This window comes from Chitinophaga sp. CB10 (assembly GCA_001870995.2).
In the GTDB taxonomy this organism is placed as follows: domain Bacteria; phylum Bacteroidota; class Bacteroidia; order Chitinophagales; family Chitinophagaceae; genus Chitinophaga.
Map to the genome: position 1 here is coordinate 1 of MLAV02000004.1, position 22,677 is coordinate 22,677.

Sequence of the window (22,677 nt, forward strand, 5' to 3'; positions counted from 1 at the left end):
ACTGGAGCTTGACTGTGTCACAATTATCAATTATTTTTGGTGAGCGGCTGAAATTACGATTGTAAATTAAATCTTGACACAGTTTATTTTACACTCCCGTTTTAGGGGAAGCTTACATAGCCTTTTTAGCTGCTTGCTTATTTATCTGAGCCTTTTTATGATTTGATTTCTTTCCTTTTTTAACCCCGGTATCCTTTTCAAATTTCTTTGCAGCCTTGGCTTTTGCTCTTGCGACTTTGGGCATATATCTCTTTAGCAAATCCATCTCCATGGCTTCCCTAAAATCAGTCCCTTTAGCGGCATTATCATCGCCTCCGGCAAGCTCATAGATAGGTTTAATACGTGACAAGGAAGCGGCAATATCGCTTTCTGTCAATTTATTAGCCGCTTTAAGTATAGCTTCATCATTCAGAATTGCTACTTCCTGTGAGAGGCATACAGAATATAGCGCGAGGTAGTAACGCAGGTTCGTCTTTTCATTCGCACTTAAAGTAGATGCCGCAAAGAATACTTCAATTTTTTCCATAATTTGAAGCACCGCATAATATAACGACAAAGGAATAGCTACTGAGAAAACGCGCTCATAGTCAGTTTGATCTGTCAGAATACTGGAGGGACGTGCTCTGGCGTCATCGGGACGAGCCAGTCTGATAGCCAGCATTGCCTGGGCCAGTTCCGTTATACTAACAATTTTTGATTGAGGCTTACCCTGGTTCTTATAAAAATTTTTCCTACGGTCGTAATATAGATCTCTTTCTTTGAGATAGGCTTCTATATTCCAATGTACTTGATCAGTAGCCTTCAACGTTAACGCTGGAATCTTCGTCTGACTGTTGGTCGCCTTAATTATCTTATCTCTCCTAGGATCATCTTCTGCGCAAACAATAATCCGAAGTAGTACAGATCGACTCTCACGGTTTAGCTCCTTTTCTGAAACTGAGGAATAATAATTATAAATTTCGTTGGAGGTTTGTAAACCGTTGACGATTTTAGGAGTATCCAAAATAAGCGCAATATTTCCTTTGGGCACCATGCTTGGGGTCAAAATGGTGATGCCATTGTTCAACCACCAAAAGTCTTCCTCACCCGGATTCTCCAAAGTATCTCGAATTTCTTTATTAACGCCAACATCGCCCTGATAATCCCTCACATTCGCCTCAAAAATATGTCTATTTATCTCATTGGTTGAATCATCCCTTAAAAAGCGATAGAAATTGGTGTTCTTAACCAGGCAGACACAACTGGAACCGGTTGAATATAAAACCTGACCTATGTACTCAATTTCCTTTTTATTATTTGGCGTCTTACTTGCAATATGAGCGAGTTCCTTTGCTCCTAAAAAAGTAAACTCGAACGCGGCATTTGAAAACAGTGCTTTCAACTTCTGCTCTACTTTGTGCGTAAGACCGAAAGTGTTATCTTCTACCCTATTTCCCTGAGAAGCATATACATAATGGAACTTTAGATTTACTTTTTTTGTCACCAAATGTTTATAGCCATCAATGATCCGCTTTGCAATTTCTAACAACTTTGGATGATATCTCCTTTTAAATTTTTTATCATCCAGATTATTAGATAAAGTAAACAGATCATCAGTCACGTTTATCAATTTATAGATAGCATCTTCCCCAAAACCAGATGAGGTCTTAGCTTGGATAATATATATTTCAAGACTAACATCCTTTACCCAACTATCATAACTTGCAATATCATCAAGTATAAGCTTTCCATTTATGAAGAAATACAAACCATCAACACCTCCATCATTTCCTTTTCCAATATTACCGGCCAATATTTCGCTATCGCTCAGATCTCTGTCTTTTAGAACTTGCTGCGCGGCAAATATTTCAAAGAATTCGCTGTCACTTAATAGGGAGGAGAAGCGCGCTTTTTCTTCCTTTATAAGTAGGGCTAAAATCTCCTCATCATTGGTTCTTTGTCTAGTCATAGCATTTGGAATTTTGTTATAATTATGGCCAAGAAAAATCCGTGGCGATCCAAATGGGACCACAGCTTCATATTTGTGACCACAAAGTTCATAACGTTTAAATCGTTTTTTAGTAATCCATTTTTTGGGTTTAACACCTTTTGCTTTTGCAATACTGACTCATGTAAAGAGTAAAAAAAGCCACTTAAATCCAATGATCTAAGTGGCTTCAGTATTCCATTAATTCATCCTGTGATCCCGCTGGGACTCGAACCCAGGGCCCATACATTAAAAGTGTATTGCTCTACCAACTGAGCTACGGAATCATCATTCCCATCAATGCGGGTCGCGAAGATATAAAATCCCGCACTAATTCCAAATATTTTTTTTCAAAAATCAGCCCGGAACTTCAGGCCCCGGGCCAATCTCTCCTATTACGTCTTCGCTTTTTCAAAGCCTCCCTGTCCTCTCTCCCGCTGCTCCAACTTCAAGCCAATCACCAACGGCGAGGTATAAACGCGTGAAGGCACGGGTATAAAATACTCATCTCTGCCTATCACTTCCGGCTGCACTGCCACACCCGGCTGCTCCATCATCCACGCCTTCCCAATCGACCTTCCCGCCGGCAGCTTCACCCGCAAATTCCCGTTCACCGGCACATTGCACACCACCATATACACCGTATCCGTCCCTGTTTTCCGGGTGTAGTACCCCCAGTCCTGTTTATCCAGGCCAGCGTATCCGGTACCATACACTGCTTCGCCATTTACTTTCATCCAGCGGCCGATGCCACGCATCAGCTCCTGCTCTTCCGTGCGGAACGTTCCATCCGGCTTAGGACCGAAGTTGAGGACGAAGTTACCATTGAGGGATGCGGACTTCACCAGCATCTCAATAATCTCATTAGCAGATTTCACGTGCCCGTTCCACTGTTGGTGGTAGCCCCATTGGTTCTCCGGCACTGTCATCACCCCTTCCCAGTCGTTGCCATGTACGTCGGCGATCGTATTGGGCAGCTTACGCTCCCAGCCTTGTTCATAGTCGCCCATGAGGCGGTTGTTGGAGTCAAAGTGGCGGGCGCCTTTTTCATCGGCGCGGAGCCGGCTTCCAATGATCAACCCTGGGTGTAGTTTTTGCAGGTACTGCTCCAATTCATCGGTGAACGCGCCGTCATTTTTCCAGGACTCGTCCCAGGTACCGTCAAACCAGAAGCCTTTCACCGTTGGGTAACGTTCCAACAGCTCTCTCAGCTGGTTTTTTACGAATATTTTGAAGCGCCCCATAGCGGCGGAATCAGCGGCGGTTTTCAGGCTCGTGCGCCAGTCCGGATGGTTCCAGTCGATGATGGAAAAATACAGGTAGGCATCAATACCGGCTTTGTTATAAGCCTCGACCATCGGACCAATTATATCCTTTTTGTAAGGCGTGCTGGCGATGGTATATTTGGAGTATTTACTAGGCCAGAGGCAGAAACCATCATGGTGCTTGGTAGTAATGATCATATACTTCGCGCCCATGTCCCTGGCTTGCTGCGCCCACTCCACCGGGTTGTATTTGGTAGGATTGAACTGCTTGTACAACTGGTCGTATGCTTCATGTGGCATTTCCTTCCAGCTGCGGATCCACTCCGCGGCGCCGTTGTACACTTTGCCATTCCACATGCCTCCCGGGATCGCATACACGCCCCAGTGGATAAACTGCCCGAAGCGCAGCGCGCGCCAGCGCTGCATATCAGCGTCCGTTCTGTTGCCGATGCGGTGCGCCCCGTGCTGCAACGGGATAGTGTCTTTTACCTGTGCGGCGGCCAGCTGCTGCATCAGCAGCAATACGCCTAATAATTTACAAATCTTCATTATTCACGTTTAAAGTTTATACACCCGGATAAATAGTATCACCAATCTTTCCCCCTCATATCACTCCCTACCTCCTACACTCCCAAACAACACTATCCCTTAAAACCTCTCCATCCCTCACCCCCGTCGCCGTTATCACATTCCTCCCCGGCTTCAACGCCACCTTATCAAACCGGAAATCCCGGCCGTTAACTCCTGCGCGCCCTTTCAACACCGCCCCCTTATTCACCCGCAGCGTCACCTCGCTCATGTTGCTAAACACCTCCACATTCACCACCCCGCTCCTGCGGATGTTATTCCTCCGTTCAGCAATATACACCATAGGCGCAGGATTCCAGTTGGCCTTGTACCAATACCACGCGTCCTTGCGCTGCGTACGGTCGTACGTTACCAGCCCTTTCAGGTTACGGGCATTCACGCCGCCGCGGTTCCACATCGGCACGGCAAATTCAAACATATTCCACAGGTAGGACGCCGCAATGTAAGGATGCTTTTCAATGATAGCCCACTGCTGTACATGCGTGGCCGTCTGGTAAGTTTCAGGGAAAAACTGCCCGTTCACCGGGTTGAATTTGGTGGACAAGGTATCCGTATGCTGGTTGATGTTCCCATCCGCCCCGTATTCCGTCAGCATCAATTTATAATCCGGGAAGTCCTTCTCCAACCCGCTCACCCATTTTTCCAGGTCCCCTATCCGGCCTTCATACCAGCCATAGTAGCGGTTCATACCCTGTATATCCGTAGCCAGGTTCGCCGGCCGCGTCATCTCCCCATAGCCGCTAACGGCAGTGGTTAAACGATCCGGATCTTCGGTTTTCGCCAGGTCGTTGAGCTGCCGGGTCAGTACCGCCACATGCTCATCCGGCGTTTTGCTGTACACTTCATTATGCATACCCCACACATAAATGGCCGGATGGTTAAAGTTTTGACGGATCAGCTCCGTCAGCTGCTGCTTCGCGTTATCGCCCTCCTTGCCGGAAGCCGCATTCACAAACGGGATCTCCGCCCAGATCACAAAGCCCATCGTATCGCACTGCGCATACAGGTACTCCGACTGCTGGTAATGAGCAAAGCGGATGGTCGTAGCGCCCACCTCGCGGATCACGTCCAGGTCCGCTTTGTGCTGCTCGTTGCTGAGCGCGTTGCCATAGTCCTGCCACTCCTGGTGCCGGGTAACCCCATGCATCGGGTACGCCTTCCCATTCAGGAAAAACCCTTTGCCTGGCGCCACTTCAAACGTTCGCACCCCCAGGGGCTGCGTCACCGCATCCATCACCTTCCCCTCTTTCAACACGGTAGTCGTAACGGCATACAGGTAAGGGTCCGCTAACCCGTTCCAGAGATGCGGCTGCGGTAGCTGTAATGTTTGCTCTACTATGTTTATCCCTTGCGGACTCGCCTGTAGCGGCTGCTCCTGGCTTGCCACCAGCTGCCGCTCGCGGTCGCGGATCTCCGTTCTTACCACCACCGGCACATGATGCAGCTGCTTGTTTTCTATCTTGGATTTCACCCGTATCAGCGCGTTACCGTTTTGCAGCGACTGCCGGATGTAGATCCCCGGGCTGGCATAGTCCGTCGTCGTTATATTAATATCATTCGTCACAATCAGGCTCACCGGGCGGTACATACCGCCAAATATCCCGAAGAGGAAATTGTTGATAGGCAACACATCTTCCCGCTGCTGGTTGTTCGCCTTCAGGAGGATAGTGTTGTCCTCGCCGGCCTTCAGCTCATGGGTAATCTCAAAGCAAAACGCGCTGTAGGATCCCCGGTGCTGGCCTATATAGCGGCCGTTCACATACAGGTCCGCCACGGAGCCCACCCCTTCAAAACGCAGGAAAACCCGTTTCCCCGCGAGGTTATCCATTGCCCTGAAAACTTTTTTATAACATCCGTCCCCTGCATAAAAATCTTTGCCTTCCTGCATATCCCTGTTGTTCCAGGTATGCGGAATGCGTACGGCGGCAAAACCGCTATCGCTGTTAGTAGTTGTATATCCCCCTTTCCGGAACTGCCACCCGTCGTTGAAAGGGCGGGTCAGCCTGCCTTCCTGGCCCTTTGCCATAGCGGCAACCAGGAGGCAGACTGCACTCGTCAATAATAATCGCTTCATTGTTATGTTCACTGGTTATTTCGTCGCGTACCCTTCGTTCTGCTTCAGCTCCGCGTCTTTGTTCACGTCAATTTCCGACTGCGGAATCGGCAGGTGGATGTTGTAATCGCTGATCGTAGGCCCTGCCTTTGGATTGTACTTCTTCGTACGCTCAATGAGTTTTTTAGTCCTGATAAGCGTAAGTCTTCTCAGCTCTTCCGCCGTCAGCTCCCTGGCCCGCTCGTCCAGGATGTAGTCCATGTTCACCGCGGCAGCGTCTACCGGCGTAGCGCCGGCCCTGTTGCGCACCACGTTGATGCTGGCAGCAGCCCCTGCGAGGTCGCCCTGCATAAACTGCGCTTCCGCCAGGAGCAGGTAAGTCTCTCCCAAACGCATCATTATTCTATCCTTAAAAGAGCTGGAACCTTGCGGATCATTCGGCTGAAACTCATACCACTTGGTAGTATGCGCGTAAATATTCTGAATGGTATCAAAGCCGGTAGCTACCACCAGCTGGCCATACTTCGGACTCGCCGGATCGTTGTACCAATAGTTCCTGCGGATGTTGTACTGGGAGTTACGCATGTCCTTCTTCTCATACAACTCATACGTCCACCAGTTGGTAGGGCGGATCCTGCCGATGCCGCGGCCTCCCAGCGAATCCGCCAGTTTCATCCCGGCCATGTTGATGTAGAACGGCCCCCACTCCCTGCGGCGCTGGTCAAACGATGCGCCGCCGCCAGTGATGTTGTACTGCTGCTCCACCACCCAGATGGCTTCCGTGTTACCCTGACTGCGGCGCATGCTGCCATAGGTAAACATATCCGCGAACGGATCGCCGGGCTGATTCACCTTCGCGCCATACCTGTTTTTCACCAGGGAAAAGAACTGGCTGTTGATAATGCTCTGCGCCGCCTGCTGCGCTTCCGCCGGCTTGTTGGCACGCAGATACGCTTCCGCCAGCAGTTGCGCCGCCGCGTATTTATTAATGCGGCCCTGCTTTTTCACACCGGCCGGATCAGGCAGATTCGCCACCGCGAAATTCAAATCGCTGATGATGAGGGCAATCACATCCGCTTCTGTAGCACGGGTGTAATCCGTGCGGGGCGTGGTTACCGGCTCTGTCAGCAGCGGCACGCCTCCGTACAAAATGGACAAGTGATTGTAGGCATACGCCCGGAAGAAACTCGCTTCCGCCTTATACAACAACCGCTGCGCATCCGTCAGCGTGGCGGCTTTATTATCCGCCGCTTTAATAATATTGTTCGCCGCGTTGATCACTTTATAACACCAGTTCCAGATGGAGCTGGCGGCCGTCACGGAGGAGTTCAGGTTGCGGTAATCGTCGAACGGCGCCTGGACGGCGTTGGGCTGGCCGGTGATGGCCATGTCCGTACCTACAAAATAAGTAGCCATCAGCCCCTGCGTGTTGCCGTAATCGTTACGGAAGATGCTCATTAAACCCGTGCTGGCGGCTTCAAAGCCCAGCTCGTCCACCAGCGTGTTATCCGGCGCATAGGAGGATTTCAGCTTTTCATCCAGGAAGGATTTGCTGCAGGAAGCAAACGAGGTAGTCATCACCCCTGCCAGCAATATGGAATATATTTTACGACTGTTCTTCATGTCTGAATCTTTTAAAATTTACAAACTGATATTTACGCCAAAAATCACCGTAGCCGTGTTCGGATAAAAGTCGGAACTCTGCTGCCCCGTTCCCTGGCCGTTGTTCAGGCGGGTGCTGGAGGAGGTGATGGACGACGGGGACGTTTCAGGGTCCCAGTTTTTCCATTTCGTAATGGTAGCCAGGTTGCGGCCACTCACGTACATCATCAGGTTGGAGATCTTGTAGCGGGACAGTAGATCCTTGTTAAACTGGTAGCTCAGCGTCACATCCTTCAAACGCAGGTAGGATGCGTCCTGCGCGTACTTATACCCCCTCGGGTTGTTGTAGAACAGGGACGGATTGGTATTGATCTTGTTCTCGGACGTCCAGTACGGGATATCTGCCGGCAGGTTCACAATACCGCCCTGGTCGCGGTTATCGAGGATATTGTTCGGGCGCAGGGAGCCATGCACATCCTGTATGAAAATATTCAAAGAAAAGTTTTTGTAGGCAAACGTATTCGTCAGACCCGCGATGTATTTCGGCAACTGCGTACCCAAATAAGAGCGGTCGTTGGCGTCAATCTTACCATCGTTGTTGATATCCGCAAACTTGATATAACCTGGCTTCGTGCCGGGGTCCACCTTATTATCCTCTCCTTCCTGCCAGATGCCCAGCATGGTATAATCGTATATCCCTAACAGTGGTCTGCCGATGAAGAGGTTATTCCCGATATCGTCCTTATTATCGCCATACAGCGCTACCACTTTATTCTTGTTGAAGGAAATATTAAAGGAAGTGGACCAGGTAAACCCATCGCCCACAATATTTTTGCTGTTCAGCAAAATTTCCAGCCCTTTGTTTGCCGTCTTGCCGATATTGTCAAATATGGTATTATAACCGGAGAGGGACGGGATTTTCCTGCTCAGCAAAAGGTCGTAGGTCTTGGTGCTATATCCTTCGATGCTGCCGCTCAAACGGTTGTTGAGGATGGCAAAATCGATCCCTACGTTCAGCCCCGTGGTGCTTTCCCATTTCAGGTTGGCATTGCCCAGCTTGTCCGGGATCAGGCCCATGCTCGTTACCCCGTCAAAGATGTAAGGCTCCGTCGTCAGGCGGGTGAGCGTCTGATACGCGCCTACGGCCTGGTTACCCGAACGGCCATACGAAGCGCGGAGCTTCAGCTGGTTGAATACCGGCAGGTCAGCCATGAAATGCTCGTTCTGGATATTCCAGCCTACCGCCACTGACGGAAACACGCCGTATTTATGGGATGCGCCGAAGCCGGAGAAGCCATCCCGGCGGACGGTGGCCGTGATCAGGTAGCGACTGTCATACACATAGTTCGCGCGGAACATCTGGGACACCAGGGTGCTGGTAGAATCGGCGCTATAGGTCTTCTGTACCTGCGCGGCGCCGAGGTTATTGTAGTCCAGGTTATCGTTCACGAAAGTATTCGCCGTTAAGGTAGTGGTAAACAGCAAATCCTGCTGGGCGCTGTACAACGCCGTGAAGTCCAGCGCATGCTTACCGAACGTTTTCGCATAGCTCAGCACATTCTCCACAATCCACTGCTTGCTCTCTTCGTTGTACACGTTGGCGGTACCGAGGTTGTCGCCCATCTTCCGGCCAATATAACTGCCCGTTCTCCGGGGCCTGTAGCCGTAGGAGGCATTCACGCGGTATTTCAGCCCTTTTACAAAATCAGGGGCCACTTCCGCGTAACCGCTGGCGTTGATATTTTTATTGCGGTTGATCGCCGGGTTGTAGAGTTCTATGAGCGGGCTTTGGTAGAGCGTTTGCGGCGCAATCGGGTAAATTTCATAATCCCCTTTTGCGTTGTAGAGCGTACCGTACGGACTCAAGGCATTCGCATTGAAGAGGGACACGCGGCCACCGTCTTCATTATTATTCACGAAAAACATGTTCACCCCTGTTTTCAGCCAGGAGGTTACGTTTGCGTCGATGTTGGCGCGGATGCTGGAGCGGTTGAACTGGTAGCCTTTCAATGTTCCCTCCTGTTTGAGGAAGGTACCGGACACGTAGTATTTCACGCTTTCCGTACCGCCGGAGATGCTCAGCTCATGGCTCTGGATGTAGCCCTGCTGGCTGATTTCCTTCTGCCAATCCACCGGCGCTACGCCGTTGGCGTAGTTTTGTTGCTCGGAGAGGTACGGCAGGTCCGGCGCTGTAGGGCGGCCCGCCTGGATATTGTACCAGTGGTTTTTTTCGCGGTATTGGTCCCCGTTCATATTTTTCACCACGTTCGTCTGGTATTCAGGGCCGCCATAGCCGTTGTAGGTGATCACCGGCTTGCCGGATTTCCCTCTTTTGGTGGTGATCATGATCACGCCGTTTGCGCCGCGGGCGCCGTAGATGGCGGAGGCGGACACGTCTTTGAGCATGTCAATGGACTCAATATCATTCGGGTTAATATCGTTGTAAGTGCCGCTGAACGGGATACCGTCCAGTACTATCAGCGGCGCGTTGCTCGCGGAAATGGATTTCAGCCCGCGGAGGTAAAAGGCGGGGCTGCTGCCCGGGCGGGTGGAGTTGTTGATGATGTTCACCCCGGCGGCCGCTCCCTGCACGGCTTGCAGCACGTTCGTCACCGGCAGGTTCTTCAGCCTGTCCTTCGGTACGGAGGAAATAGAGCCCGTCACATCGCTTCTCTTTTTGGTGCCGTAACCTACTACAACCACTTCCGTCTGCTGTTCTATGGCTGGTTTTAATATGATGTTGAGAGAAGATCTATTGCTGCTGTTAACGGTGACCTCCTCCGGGCGCATTCCCATGTAGGAGAATGCCAACACCACGGTGGCGCCTGAGGAAACGCGTATCGTGAACGTCCCGTCATTAGCAGTGGTCGCGCCCTGGGTCGTACCCTTTACGCGCACGGTTACTCCCGGCAACGGGTTCCCCGCTTCGTCCGTCACCTTACCTTTGAGATCGATGGCCTGCTGATCGGCGCTGGCAGCGGCTGGCAGCGCCACAGGCTTTGGGGAGATAAAAATGGACCGCTGCTCAATGGTGTATTTTAATGGTTGGTCTTTGATCACCATATCCAGGAAGTCCCTGATGTCTGCATTCTTTACGTTGAGCGTTACCGGATGCGCGTTCCGCAGCACGTCCCTGCTGGCTACAATGGTGTAGCCCGACTGCTGCCGGATAGCCGAAAACACCTTTTCCACCGGCACATTGTTGCCGGCCCAGGTGATGCGTTGTGCGTAGCCTTCCGCACTGGCATGGAGTATAGCGGCCGTGATTAAAAAGAAGGTCAGTTTCATAACTAACAACATTTTGGTTGGAAACAGACGGCCCGGCGCTCGCATAGGCGCATAGGGCTGCCGGTTACAAAGAGCATTTTTTTGCATAGCTTTGTACTGGTTTGGCTTGATGATAAATAAACAGTTGTTCTACATTCAATTGTACGTTTAGCCGTAACCGTTATAGAGGCGAAGGTGGTTCGAAGCGCCTTCGCTTTTTAATTACAGGTAAACTTATTTTCCCCGGGAATTTTTTTTCATGTTCCTGTTGGCTGACGCTTACTTCATTTCTTTTTTTGCTCCTACTATCAATTTATTGTTTTCCATACTGAAATATATTCCTGACTCCTGCAGGAAGTTCAACACGCTGGAGAGGTTTACATCGCAGCCGATTTCCCCATAAAAGGTAACATCGGGCGGCGTACCCTGGTACACGACTTCTATGTCATACCATCGTTCCAGCAATCGCATAACGGCCGTCAGTTTTTTGTCCTGGAAATTCAGGATGCCGTTTTTCCAGGCCATGACGGAAGCTGTATCTACATTGTTCACTATAGTAAAGTTGTTCCCCCTGGGGTCCAGCTGCATTTGCTGCCCCGGCTTCAACAACTGTCCGATATTATTCCGTTGTACCCTCACCGCGCCCTGGAGCAGTGTGGTGCTGATGTTGGCTTCATCCGCGTAGGCATTCACATTGAAGCTGGTGCCCAGTACAGCGATGTAAGTATCGTCCGCGAGCCGGATGCGGAAAGGCCGGTTGGGCTGCTGCGCCACTTCGAAGTAGGCTTCCCCGCTGAGTTCCACCGTCCGGTCCGTACCGGTGAAGGCGGTGGGGAAACGCAGCTTGCTGGCGGCATTCATCCAAACGAGCGTACCATCCGGCAGTTGCAGGCGGAACTTGCGGCCTTTGGGGGTGGCCATGGTATTGTAACTCACCCCGTTGCCCGTGCCCTGGTAGGCCAGCTGCCCGTTTTGCAGGATGACTGTGGCCCCCTGCTGGTTCGTTACCACGCCGTTTTGCAGGCTGTCCAGCACTACTTCCGTACCATCGTCCAGGGTGAGGATAGCGCCTTGCTTGCCCGGCTTCACATCGTAGTCCGCTTTGGCGATGGTTGCAACCCGCTTTTCCGCCGGCCGTTGCGCGAGGTACCAGGCGCCTGCGCCCAGCAACAGCAATACGGCGGCGGCAGCGGCAACCCGTGGCCAGATGGACCTTAGCCGGCTGCTCCCGGACGCCGGTGCATCGTGGCGCAACTCCCGGCCCGCGTCGAGGATGGATTGAATGGCAGGTTCGTACAGCGCCGGATCATAGGCCGGATCAGGAGCTTCCGCGGCAAACATCTCCCCGATCAGCGCTTGCCATTGCGCATCGTCGGCATTTTTACGCAGCTCCGCCATCAGCTCTTCGGTTTCCGCCGGGGTGGCGGTACCGTTGTAGTAGCGGTTAATTAAGTATTTGTAATAGGCGGTTGACTCCACTGCGTAATGCTTTTACCGGCTAGACGCAAAAACGGCTTTGCCGTACTATCCGTTTTGAAAAAATTTTTAAAAAACTTTCAGCAGTAGGGCTATAAGTAGTAACGGGAGCGGGTTTCCGGTCTTTTGTTCGAGGTATTCCCGGACGAAACGCCGGGCGGAGAGTAACTGGTTTTTGACGGTGTTCTCGGAAATTTCGAGGGCGTCGGCTATTTCGCGGCGCGATTTCCCCTCCTGCATGCTCATCATGAAGATCTGCCGCCTCGATACCGGCAACGCAGCGATGGCATCCCGCAGGATGGTTTGCAATTCTTTCGCGTAAAATTTTTCGGAGAGGTCCAGGTTGTCCTGGATATCATCGGCCGGGATGTCCTCCGTGCGGACTTTTTCCCGCGCCTGCAGCCGCAGCTGGCTTAAGGAGAGGTTGGAAGCGATGGTATAGAGCCATCCGCCGGGATTTTCAATGCCTGGCAGGGCATCCCGCTGCAGCCATACTTTCAGGAATACTTCCTGCAAGACTTCCGCGGCGGCAGCGTCGGAACGGAGCAATTTTTTCACGCCCTTTGCCAGCACTGCGTTGTAGCGGTGATACAGCAAACGGAAAGCATCCTCGTCCCCACTGGCAATCCGTGAAAAAAGTTCCCTATCCTCAGTTAAGTTCATTCAGTGACCCTTATAAAGTGTGACCCCGAGGTCTAAAAATAACAACTATTATCCGCATTTTACCGGGTGAGGATAATAAAGCATCAATTATTAAGAAAATGGTATAATGGGAGTAGGACGTGTAAAATATACGTTTGTAGCTGTATCCGGAGGGGTTACCGCTTACCTGTTTGCTATGGCCGTTACCGTTACCGGCGCCTTTTTACAGCTTGCTGGCCACCTGCGCTTTCCCCTGCACCGCCTGCACGAGCGCCTCGTGCATTTTCCCGACCTGGTCATTCGGCACTTCGTAGAATCGTTTGGTATCCGGCTCATACAGCATTTCCCCCTGTGTGCTGATCAGCAGCAGGCGCTGTTCCCCGGAGCGCAGCATCACCTTGCCCAGGTGGTACCCTTTCCAGAGGTAGCCGGTAGTCTTCTTCTCGCAGGAAGTGCCGGGCAATACTTCCTTGAGCATTTCCACCGGCAGCGGATAGCCGGTTAAGCTGTCGAGTTTCGTGCGCAGTAGGCTGAAGCTCCCCCCTGCCGGCCAGTTGTAAATAACGAAGGAGTCAACCTGGTCCCAGCGAATACAATCGCTTTTGGTTTGGGCGGAACCAGTGAGCATGTAAGCACATGCCAACAGCATTACAGCTAAGATCTTCATACTGGCTACTTTTGTGTATAAAAAACCATTATTACCGGGGGATTAACCGTGTGGGTCTATCTATACTAAATGTAACAAATACACGCCATTTTAACAAAACCATTTTCGACCCTACGCAAGGGCTGCATCGCAGGCGCAGCGCGGATATACGTGATTAAAAAGTATAATTTGAAAAGCGGTTTCCGGGAGGCATTCACCGCTCCATCCATCCATAAAACCTGGCGAAGCGTGCGCACATTCACCGCTTTCCCTTATTTTAGCGGTTTGGCGGTTGCGCCGCCATAGCATTACCTGTGGCCAAAACATCATTTAACCTGTATGAAAAAGTCTAGTAGTCATCCCGCGGCATTGCCGTTCCTCTTCCTTTCCGAAATGTGGGAGAGATTTGGTTTTTATCTGATCCTCGGTATTTTCCAGCTCTATCTGACCGATACCGCCAAAGGCGGCTGGGGAATGGACCGCGCCACCGCGGCGGATATCTTCGGGACGTTTATCGCTTTCGTGTATCTCACGCCTTTCCTGGGCGGCATCATTGCCGACCGTAAGCTCGGTTACAGCAAATCCATCATCATCGGCGGCATTCTCATGGGCATCGGTTACATCGGGTTATCGGTACATAACCTCACCGTGTTTTACCTTTCCCTCGGCCTGATCTGCATCGGGAACGGGTTCTTTAAACCCAACATCTCCACCCTGCTCGGCAATGTATATAACGACGATCAGTACCGCAGCCGCAAGGATACGGGCTACAACATCTTCTACATGGGCATCAACATCGGCGCCTTTATCTGTAACTTCTTCGCGGCATTCCTCCGCAATACCATCGGCTGGGGCGCGGCCTTCATCGCCGCGGGCATCGGCATGTTCCTCGGGGTCATCATTTTTGTGATAGGCATGAAGCACTACCGCCATGCGGATGTACGAAAACCCATGCAGGAAGGCGATATGCCGATGAGCCGGATTTTTTCCGTGGTGTTCCTCCCGGCTATCGTGGTGGGGCTTGGGGCCTGGTTCATCCCCGGTAACATCTTCGGTTCGGATTCTACGGATGCATTCATCTTTGCCTGCATACCGATCTTATTCTTCTTTGTATCCCTGTTGATGAAAGCGGATGCGAAGGATCGCAAACCCATTGCCGCGCTGCTTTCCATCTTTGCCGTCTCCATCGTCTTCTGGGCGGTATTCAAGCAAAACGGTACCGCGCTGACTACCTGGGCACAGTATTATACGGACCGTGAAATACCGGCCGCCATTGAAGCGCCGGCGCAGCGGCTCTTCCTCGTGGAAACCATTCAGAACAAGCCGGATTCCGTTACCGCGTACGACAAGGAGTTCCGCGTCATCCGGGACGAGGCGGGCAAGCCCCTGAAAGTTTGGGACAAGGTCCCTTACTTCAAAAACGTAGCTCCTGCGCAAATGCCGGCGGAAGGCAACTCCGTCAGCCTGTTCAACACAGAGCTGTTCCAGTCCATCAACCCGTTTTTCGTCATCACGCTGACGCCCCTGATCGTATGGTTCTTCGGCATGTTGCGCAAGCGCAAACGCGAGCCGAGTACGCCTTCCAAAATTGCCTGGGGGCTGCTGATCTCCGCGGCCTCCACCCTCATGATGGTGGGCGCGGTATATGCCTGCAGCAACGGGGAAATCAAAGCCTCGCCCTGGTGGCTGATCGGCTGCTACGGCGTCATCACCGTCGGGGAATTATTCCTGAGCCCGATGGGGCTCTCCCTGGTATCGAAGCTGAGCCCTGCCCGCATCACCTCCCTGATGATGGGCGGCTGGTTCCTCGCTACTTCCATTGGCAACAAGCTCTCCGGCATCCTTGCTACGCTGTGGGATAACTATGACAACAAAGCCAATTACTTCCTCGTGAACTGCTTGCTGCTGGGCGGCGCGGCCGCGGTCATCTTCCTGATGCTGCGCTGGCTGAACGGCATCTTCCGGGAATATGTGAAGTAAAAAAGTAAGTACAATAAGGATTAGCGGGAGATGCCAGGGCATCTCCCGCTGTATTTTTACCGGAATGCAACGAATATACATTGGATGCTGACGGATATAAACCCACGCGTTTTTCACCCCGCGTGCCTGACTAACTTAGGGAACGGTTTAACATCCTGAAATGAAACGAAAGCACTTACCCATATTGGCAGCACTGGTGGCGCTGGCATGCTGCAACCGCGGCATCCGCCCGCTGGACGCGGCGCCGCTGCAACTGGAAGCCATAGATCTTTCCACCAACATCCACTCCCTGCTGCCAACTGATGTGCAGGATAATCAACACCCGGAACTATACACCGTTAAATCCCTTTCCATCCAGGTGGATACTGCCTATACCGGCTACCCGGAGGAACGCCGCCCCAAATGGCTGGAATACCGCGCGGTGTCCTATACGCGCCGGGATACGATGTTGTATTTCGGCGACTTCGGCTTTAACGTACCGAATTTTGTGACTGCGCTGGACGGCCGGCTCATGGTGGTCAACGGTACGCTGATGCAGGTCAGCGATGCGCAGAGCGAGGCATTCGTCCGGTTTATGAATCAGAAATACGGGCAGGCCGTGAAGTCCACCGGGGAATTCCTCTCCTTCTTCGACGTACATACGTGGACGTTAGGCGACCGCCTCATCAAGTACTGCCAGATTTACGAGAACGATAACGGCGCCCTGCGCATCACGATAGACGCGGATAAAAAGCCGGTGGCCGGCGGGGAAAAGCAGCGCCCGCACTACAAGGGATTTCTGTTTGTGATCAGCCGGGCGTATGCGGACCAGGTAGTGGGTAAAATGAATACGGGCGATTTACTGTTCTGCCAGTAAGCGGGGAAAATTCCAGAATTTTACGACCGGCAACAGCCATTCCTTCGGCGGCCAATGCTACCTCGGCTGGCAGGAGTCCCTGGAGAAGTTGATTAAACTGGTTGAGCCCAATATTCCGGATGCATTATAATGCGCTTATCAACCGGCCAGCTCCGTTGGTGCGTGACCGTATTTTTTCTTAAATGAATGGGAAAAATGCGAAAGGCTTTCAAACCCGATGTCCAGGTAGAAGTCGCTGGGCCGTTTTCCCTTTTTTTCCATCAGGAACCTTGCTTCCGAGAGGCGTTTTTCCAATAGCCATTGCCGTGGTGCCATATCGAAGATCTTCTGGAAATCCCGCTTGAAGCCGGCGAGGCTTCTGCCGGTGAGCCGGGCGAACTTTTCAATCGGGATGTTGTAGTGGTAATTCGTTACCATGAATTTTTCCAGGTCGATCTTATGCGGGGCGGAGAAGTCGAACAACAGCTCCTTCAGGGCCGGCACGGCATCCAGCAGGAGGTACACCGCTTCCTTTATTTTCAGCAGGGTCACCGCCCCGGTGATCTTATGTTCCGGGGCCTGCGCATAAGGCAGCAGCGACTGGAAGAAGGAGGACAGGAATTTATTTTCCGGGATGAGCACGTTGGCGGGCCCTTTATATGGCTGCCTCACCTCGATTTTTTCTTCCAGCGCGATCCGCCGGAGCATTTCTTCCCGCAGGCTGACGATGATGGAGTGATACGCTCCTTCGTGGGGCATCTTTGTTAGTTCCGCCAGCTGGTTTTTGTGTACCAGCATCATTTGCCCTTGTTGTACGGTGAGCTGTTCGGTGGCGGTTTCAAATTTCAAGGCGCCTGACACGACTAACACCAGCAGGTAATCCTGCAGGAAGACGCACTTCTCCTTCAATGTGGCTGCATGGAAGGAAGAGAAGATTAGACCCGATGTGGCGGTGGGATGTAACATGCTATAAAGATACTACATACTACCGTTGCAGGTAGGTGCTGCCAAGGATAGCGCCGGGCGCAAAGGTGGTGTTGAGCGTTTGCATTTCTTCCGCGGTGAAGGTGATGTCCATAGCCGCCATGTTCTCCTGCAGGCGCTGGCGTTGGTTAATGCTTACCAGCGGCATGATATGATCGCCCTGGGCATTCACCCAGGCGATGGCCAGCTGGCTGGGCGTGTAACCTTTATCAGCCGCCATTTTTTTCAGGACTTCCACTTTCTCCAGGTTCTTTACCAGGTTCTCGCCCTGGAAGCGGGAGAAGTGATGCAGGTAGCTGTTGACGCCTGGCGGCAGTGGCGCCGTCAGGTTGCCGGTGAGCAGGCCTTCCGCTGTGTTGGCAAAAGCTACCACGCCGATGCCGAGTTCTTTGGCGGCGGGCAGCAGATCGCTTTCGATCTGGCGGTCCGCCAGGGAGTAGCCGATTTCCAGCGCGGTAACAGGATGTACGGCGTGGGCCTGGCGCAGTTGCTGCGCGGTGATTTCGGATACGCCGAGGTAGCGCACTTTTCCTTCCCGGATGAGGTCCGCCACGGTACCGATGATATCCTCCACTGGCACGCTGTTATCCATGCGGCAGGGTTGGTACAGGTCGATATAATCGACCCCGAGGCGCACCAGCGAGTAATTGATGAAATTCTTGATGGATAAGGGCCGCAGGTCCATCCCCAGCACCTGCCCGCCATGGATCACCGCGCCGAATTTAACACTGATAAAAGCGTCTTCCCTCCTGCCTTTGATGGCTTCGCGCACCAGCAGCTCATTGTGGCCGGCGCCATAGAAATCGCCCGTGTTGATGAAGTTGATACCATTGTCCAACGCCGCCTGTATAGTGGCGACGCTTTCCCGTTCATCCCTCACAGGGCCGCCCCATACGGACGACAGGCGCATAGCGCCGAATCCGAGTTTGGAAACCTCCGGGCCGTTGTGGCCCAGCGTCATTTTTTTGAAGATTTGCATAATCCCGTTGTTTTAAGTTATCCGGTACAAAGGTCAGGAGTTTGGCGGGGAGGGAATTTTCGTCCATAGCTCAAATTACTTGTCTGGATGGCTCATTGCATAAGGAAGGGAGGCAGGATAACGGCATGGCCCGCGGGCGGGTACTGCGCGGCCGTGGCGGGTACCGGGGCGGCAATATATCTCTCCCCTAAAAAAATAAAAAAAGGCTGACCCTGAAAGGGCCAGCCGTACAGTTGATTGTTAAAGGTTATTTCCCGGGTTCCGCGTGTGTGGTTGGTGTATGAATGATATCGAAGTAGATGGATTTATCGTTGGCATTCGGGTAGATGCGGTAGGTGAACTCCTGGCGGGTCAGCACGGTGATGTCGACCACGCGGGTGAAAAGGACCGCGCCGGCATCGTTTTTCGCAACGATGGTACGGGTCTTACCGTCCGCGGATACGGACCAGTCGCCATGCATTTTCGGAGAGTTGTCCAGGTTGTACATGGTAAAAGTGCCATCCGCTTTAAAGTACGCGAAGCCTACGAAGTTGGACACATTAGCGTCCGTCAGGGCTACATTTTCCCCCTTATTATTTTTAGCGTTGGTAGTTTCCCAGGACGTACTGGCCAGGGTTTGGGAAGGCGTGAGCGGCGCAGGCGCATCATCATCTTTGCTACAGCTGACAACAAAAAGGCTGCTTACCGCCAGCAGCAGGGCTGCGGTGAGTTTTTTCAGATTCTTCATGTAATGAAATTTTATGCCTCACAAAGGTAGCCGGCAGGCACTAGGAAACTTTGCGGATTTCATCCCAAAGCTTGTAAGATTTATAACTGGCGGATGTATATAAAAAAATCGTGCATGGTAAAAAAGGATGCTATATATTTGAAAAGCAATTTGTGAAGATTTTAGCCCTAACCTATTGAGAACCAGTTAACTGCAAGGAAACAAAATGCTAACTTTCCGCTATTCCGACCGCCCAATTTAATATATACTTATGAAGGAGATTTTTACCCGTTGTATCACCAGGATTTTATGGATGGTTGTTGTATTAGCCGCCGGCATGCTGCCTGCCCGGGCCGCTGCGCCATCGGTTGTGCTGTCTTTTGCCAATGGCGCGACCTCGCCGGTAAACCAGGCCTTTGCGGTCAACATCACATTCAGCGAAGCGGTGACCGGGCTGACGCTGAGCGATTTTAACGCGCCGAACAGCATTATCAGCAACCTTGCTACCCTCGACAATGTCGTCTATACGCTGCTGCTGACGCCGACTACCGAAGGTAACTTCAGCATCTCGCTGCCGGCAGGAGCGGTCATTAACATTGGCAGTACACCGAATACCGCATCTAACGTGCTCGCCTATACGTACGATATTACGCCGCCCCGGGTAACCAGGGTGGAGGCGCCATCGCCGGGGTATTACCGGGCAGGGGATGTCATGAAGTTTTCCGTCGTCTTCGGGGAGAATGTGGTAGTGAACACCGCCGCCGGCTCGCCGGCGCTGCAACTGGCGATAGGCACGAAGACCGTCAACGCAGCCTATGCCGGCCAGACGCCTAACGCGCTCAATTTTGAATACACCGTGGTAAAAGGAGATATGGACCAGGATGGGATTGCAGTAAACCCCATGCTGCTCAACGGCGCTATAATAAAAGACGCTGCCGGTAACAATGCCATGACTGCTTTAATGAATATTTCCCCGACGTCCAATGTGCTGGTCGATACCCGGAACCCCGCCACAGTGATTACCAGCACGGCGACGGCCGTGGTGAACGGGCCTTTCCTGGCTACGATCCAATTTGATGAACCGGTTAATAATTTCGATGCGGGGGATGTGACGGTGGTGAATGGAACGGTGAGCGACTTCAGGATGATCTATGGCGACGTGTACCAGGTACAGATTACGCCCACTGCGGACGGGATGGTGAGCGTCTCCGTCAGCGCGGATGTAGCCACAAATGCCATCGGCAATGGCAACGACGCCTCCAATACGCTCACCCGGTTATGCGACCAGACGGGCCCCATCGTTACAGGTGTGGATGCGCCGGTGAGCGGTATTTACAAAGCGGGAGAGGTGTTGTATTTCACCGTTCGCTTCGGGGAGGGCTTTATCCTCAATACCACCGGCGGCACGCCCTACCTGGCGCTCACGATAGGCAGCGCCAAAGTGAACGCCTATTACTACGGCGTGGCTACCAGTCAGCATATCAACTTCAGGTACACCGTGGCAGACGGGGACGAGGACATGGACGGTATTACAATTGATGCGCTGGTATTGAACGGCGCTACCCTTACAGACCAGGCTAACAATAACGCACAAACGACGCTGCATAACATCGCCGGCACGGCCGGCGTGAAAGTGAGTACCGCCCCTGCAACGGTGGTGTTGGCCACCACAGCGCCGGCGGTGGTGAATGCGCCGTTTACCGTAACCGCTACTTTCAATGAAGCCGTTACCGGGTTGACAATCAGCGACTTCAGCATCAGCAACGGCGCCCTCGCCAACCTGCAGACAGCCAATAATATCAGCTACCAGTTTACCGTAACGCCAACGGCTGATGGAACAGTGAGCCTGCAATTGCCTGCCGGCAGAGTGACGAACATCGCGGGTAATGCGAACGCAGCGTCCAACACGCTGCAGCTGACGTATGATGTAACGCCGCCGGTGATCAGCACGGTGGCCGTGCCTGCCAGCGGGTACTATAAAGCAGGCGATGTGCTGAGCTTTACCGTGAACTTCAGTGAAAATATTCACGTAGCGGCAACAGGCGGTACGCCCACCCTGGATGTGACCCTGAACAGTGGCGTGGTGAAAGCCGCGTACGCTTCCGCTACGGCCACCAGCCTGACCTTCCGCTATACCATACAGCCGAACGATATGGACCTGGATGGCATTGCGCTGGGGAGTGCGCTGAGCCTGAACGGCAGCACGATCCGCGACGATGCCGGCAACAATGCCAGCCTGACGCTGCAAAACGCGGGGAATACCTCGCAGGTATTTGTACATACGGGCTCGCCGACGGTATTGTTATCGACCAACGCGGCCAGCCGGGTGAATGGGCCGTTCAGCGTCAGCGCCGTTTTCAGCGAAGCGGTGACCGGGCTTACAGCGGCCGGCTTCACCGTGATCAACGGTACGGTGAGCAACCTGCAAACGACTAACAACATCGCCTATGTGTTTTCGGTAACGCCCGTGGCGGATGGCCCCGTGAGCGTGACCCTGCCCGCCGGCAGCGCTGAGAATATAGTGCATAACGGCAACAGCGCATCCAACACGATCACGATTAATTACGACGGCACCAGGCCGGTGATCACCGCTGGCCAGGCCTTTGACATACTGGAAAGAAGCGCGGCGGGTACGCTGGTAGGGAAAGTGACCGCGGTGGAAACCGCCGGGGTGTTACAAAACTGGACCATTGTTTCCGACGATTCCAACGGCGCTTTTGCGATAGATGCCGCGGGCAATATCAGCGTTGCCGACCAGGCGAAACTGAACAGCAGGGCCAATACCACGGTTACCCTGGGGGTGACCGTCAGCGACGGTCTCAATACCAGTATAGCCGTGCCCGTTATAGTGCGGGTGGCAGGCATCAACCAGGCGCCAACGCTGGATGTAATTAATAATGTAACCATTTGCCCGGACGGACGGGAACATACCCTGCAGCTGACAGGCGCCGGGGCCGTAGAGCCGGGGCAGACGTACAGCTTTACGCTCAGTACGGATAAACCTTCCAGCTTCGACAAGCTGACAGTAAACACAGCCGGCCTCCTGACCTACCAGCTGAAAACCAGCGCTGCCGGCACCCAAACGGTAACGGTGACGATTAAGGATAACGGCGGTACGGCGAATGGCGGGGTGGACTCCCTGCAACGGGCGTTTAGTATTGAAGTATCCGTACCCGTTAGCGCCGGCATTACGAGCGACAAAGGCAACCGTATTTCCCGCGGGGAGGTGGTACGCCTGACGGCCACCGGCGGCACGCAATACCAGTGGGATAATGCGGACGGCATTATCAGCGGCCGGCAGAGGGACGTGCTGGAAGTGCGGCCGATGCAAAACGCCAGCTACCAGGTAACGGTGAGTAACGGGCTCGGCTGTACGAATACCGCGCAGTTCAGCCTCGTGGTTGTGGCTGATTTCAAGGTAGACGCCAGCAACATTCTGACGCCGAACGGGGACGGCAGGAACGATAAATGGGTGGTGCGCAACCTGGACAGTTATCCCAATAATGAAGTGAAGATTTTTGACCGCGCGGGGCGCATGGTGTACAGCCGCAGGAACTATAGCAATGACTGGGATGGCAGTTTGAACGGCGCGCCGTTGGCGGAAGGCACCTATTATTATGTATTGACGATAGAAGGCGGCGCGAAGGTGGCCCAAGGATATATTACGGTTGTGCGGGAGCGGTAGCAG

14 protein-coding genes and 1 tRNA gene are annotated in these 22,677 nt (G+C 52.7%); 3 read left to right on the forward strand and 12 right to left on the reverse strand.

The genetic code is table 11. The annotated features are described in order from the left end of the window. Positions 1-112 precede the first annotated feature (112 nt). The 9 genes from BOC67_RS07335 to BOC67_RS07375 form a co-directional block, all read right to left on the reverse strand. Complete coding sequence (locus BOC67_RS07335; protein ID WP_291908799.1) at positions 113-1,948, reverse strand: AIPR family protein; 1,836 nt, start codon at positions 1,946-1,948, stop codon at positions 113-115. Between the two features lie 232 nt (positions 1,949-2,180). Next, positions 2,181-2,253 (reverse strand) — tRNA-Lys (locus BOC67_RS07340). 108 nt (positions 2,254-2,361) lie between these two features. Next, complete coding sequence (locus BOC67_RS07345; RefSeq protein WP_291908803.1) at positions 2,362-3,780, reverse strand: alpha-L-fucosidase; 1,419 nt, start codon at positions 3,778-3,780, stop codon at positions 2,362-2,364. Positions 3,781-3,847: 67 nt separating this feature from the next. Continuing rightward, positions 3,848-5,893 (reverse strand): glycoside hydrolase family 2 TIM barrel-domain containing protein, encoded by a 2,046-nt coding sequence (locus tag BOC67_RS07350; RefSeq protein ID WP_291908806.1) that lies wholly within the window; start codon positions 5,891-5,893, stop codon positions 3,848-3,850. Between the two features lie 15 nt (positions 5,894-5,908). After that, positions 5,909-7,495, reverse strand: coding sequence for a RagB/SusD family nutrient uptake outer membrane protein (locus BOC67_RS07355; RefSeq protein WP_291908809.1), 1,587 nt, complete (start codon positions 7,493-7,495; stop codon positions 5,909-5,911). An 18-nt stretch (positions 7,496-7,513) separates the two neighbouring features. Next, positions 7,514-10,762, reverse strand: coding sequence for a TonB-dependent receptor (locus BOC67_RS07360; RefSeq protein WP_291908812.1), 3,249 nt, complete (start codon positions 10,760-10,762; stop codon positions 7,514-7,516). A gap of 258 nt (positions 10,763-11,020) precedes the next feature. Then, positions 11,021-12,220 (reverse strand): FecR family protein, encoded by a 1,200-nt coding sequence (locus tag BOC67_RS07365; protein ID WP_291908814.1) that lies wholly within the window; start codon positions 12,218-12,220, stop codon positions 11,021-11,023. 66 nt (positions 12,221-12,286) lie between these two features. After that, on the reverse strand, positions 12,287-12,880 hold the full coding sequence (locus tag BOC67_RS07370; RefSeq protein WP_291908817.1) for an RNA polymerase sigma factor: 594 nt from the start codon (positions 12,878-12,880) through the stop codon (positions 12,287-12,289). Positions 12,881-13,082: 202 nt separating this feature from the next. After that, complete coding sequence (locus BOC67_RS07375) at positions 13,083-13,526, reverse strand: hypothetical protein (protein WP_291908821.1); 444 nt, start codon at positions 13,524-13,526, stop codon at positions 13,083-13,085. Positions 13,527-13,844: 318 nt separating this feature from the next. Here BOC67_RS07375 and BOC67_RS07380 point away from each other — a divergent pair, with 318 nt between their 5' ends. Beyond that, on the forward strand, positions 13,845-15,485 hold the full coding sequence (locus tag BOC67_RS07380; RefSeq protein ID WP_291908823.1) for a peptide MFS transporter: 1,641 nt from the start codon (positions 13,845-13,847) through the stop codon (positions 15,483-15,485). 160 nt (positions 15,486-15,645) lie between these two features. Beyond that, the gene (locus BOC67_RS07385) at positions 15,646-16,341 is read left to right on the forward strand and encodes a hypothetical protein (protein ID WP_291908825.1); all 696 of its coding nucleotides are present in this window, start codon (positions 15,646-15,648) and stop codon (positions 16,339-16,341) included. A gap of 138 nt (positions 16,342-16,479) precedes the next feature. Here the strand turns inward: BOC67_RS07385 and BOC67_RS07390 are convergent, their stop codons facing one another. From BOC67_RS07390 to BOC67_RS07400, 3 genes are all read right to left on the reverse strand, one after another. Next, positions 16,480-17,286, reverse strand: a complete 807-nt coding sequence (locus tag BOC67_RS07390) for an AraC family transcriptional regulator (RefSeq protein ID WP_291908828.1) — start codon at positions 17,284-17,286, stop codon at positions 16,480-16,482. Positions 17,287-17,305: 19 nt separating this feature from the next. After that, complete coding sequence (locus tag BOC67_RS07395; protein ID WP_291908830.1) at positions 17,306-18,283, reverse strand: aldo/keto reductase; 978 nt, start codon at positions 18,281-18,283, stop codon at positions 17,306-17,308. Positions 18,284-18,530: 247 nt separating this feature from the next. Further along, a complete protein-coding gene (locus BOC67_RS07400) occupies positions 18,531-19,010 on the reverse strand; it encodes a DUF4822 domain-containing protein (RefSeq protein WP_291908832.1) in 480 nt (159 codons plus the stop codon). Positions 19,011-19,260: 250 nt separating this feature from the next. On the opposite strand from BOC67_RS07400, the gene BOC67_RS07405 reads away from it, so the two are divergent. Continuing rightward, a complete protein-coding gene (locus BOC67_RS07405) occupies positions 19,261-22,674 on the forward strand; it encodes an Ig-like domain-containing protein (RefSeq protein WP_291908835.1) in 3,414 nt (1,137 codons plus the stop codon). Positions 22,675-22,677 lie beyond the last annotated feature (3 nt).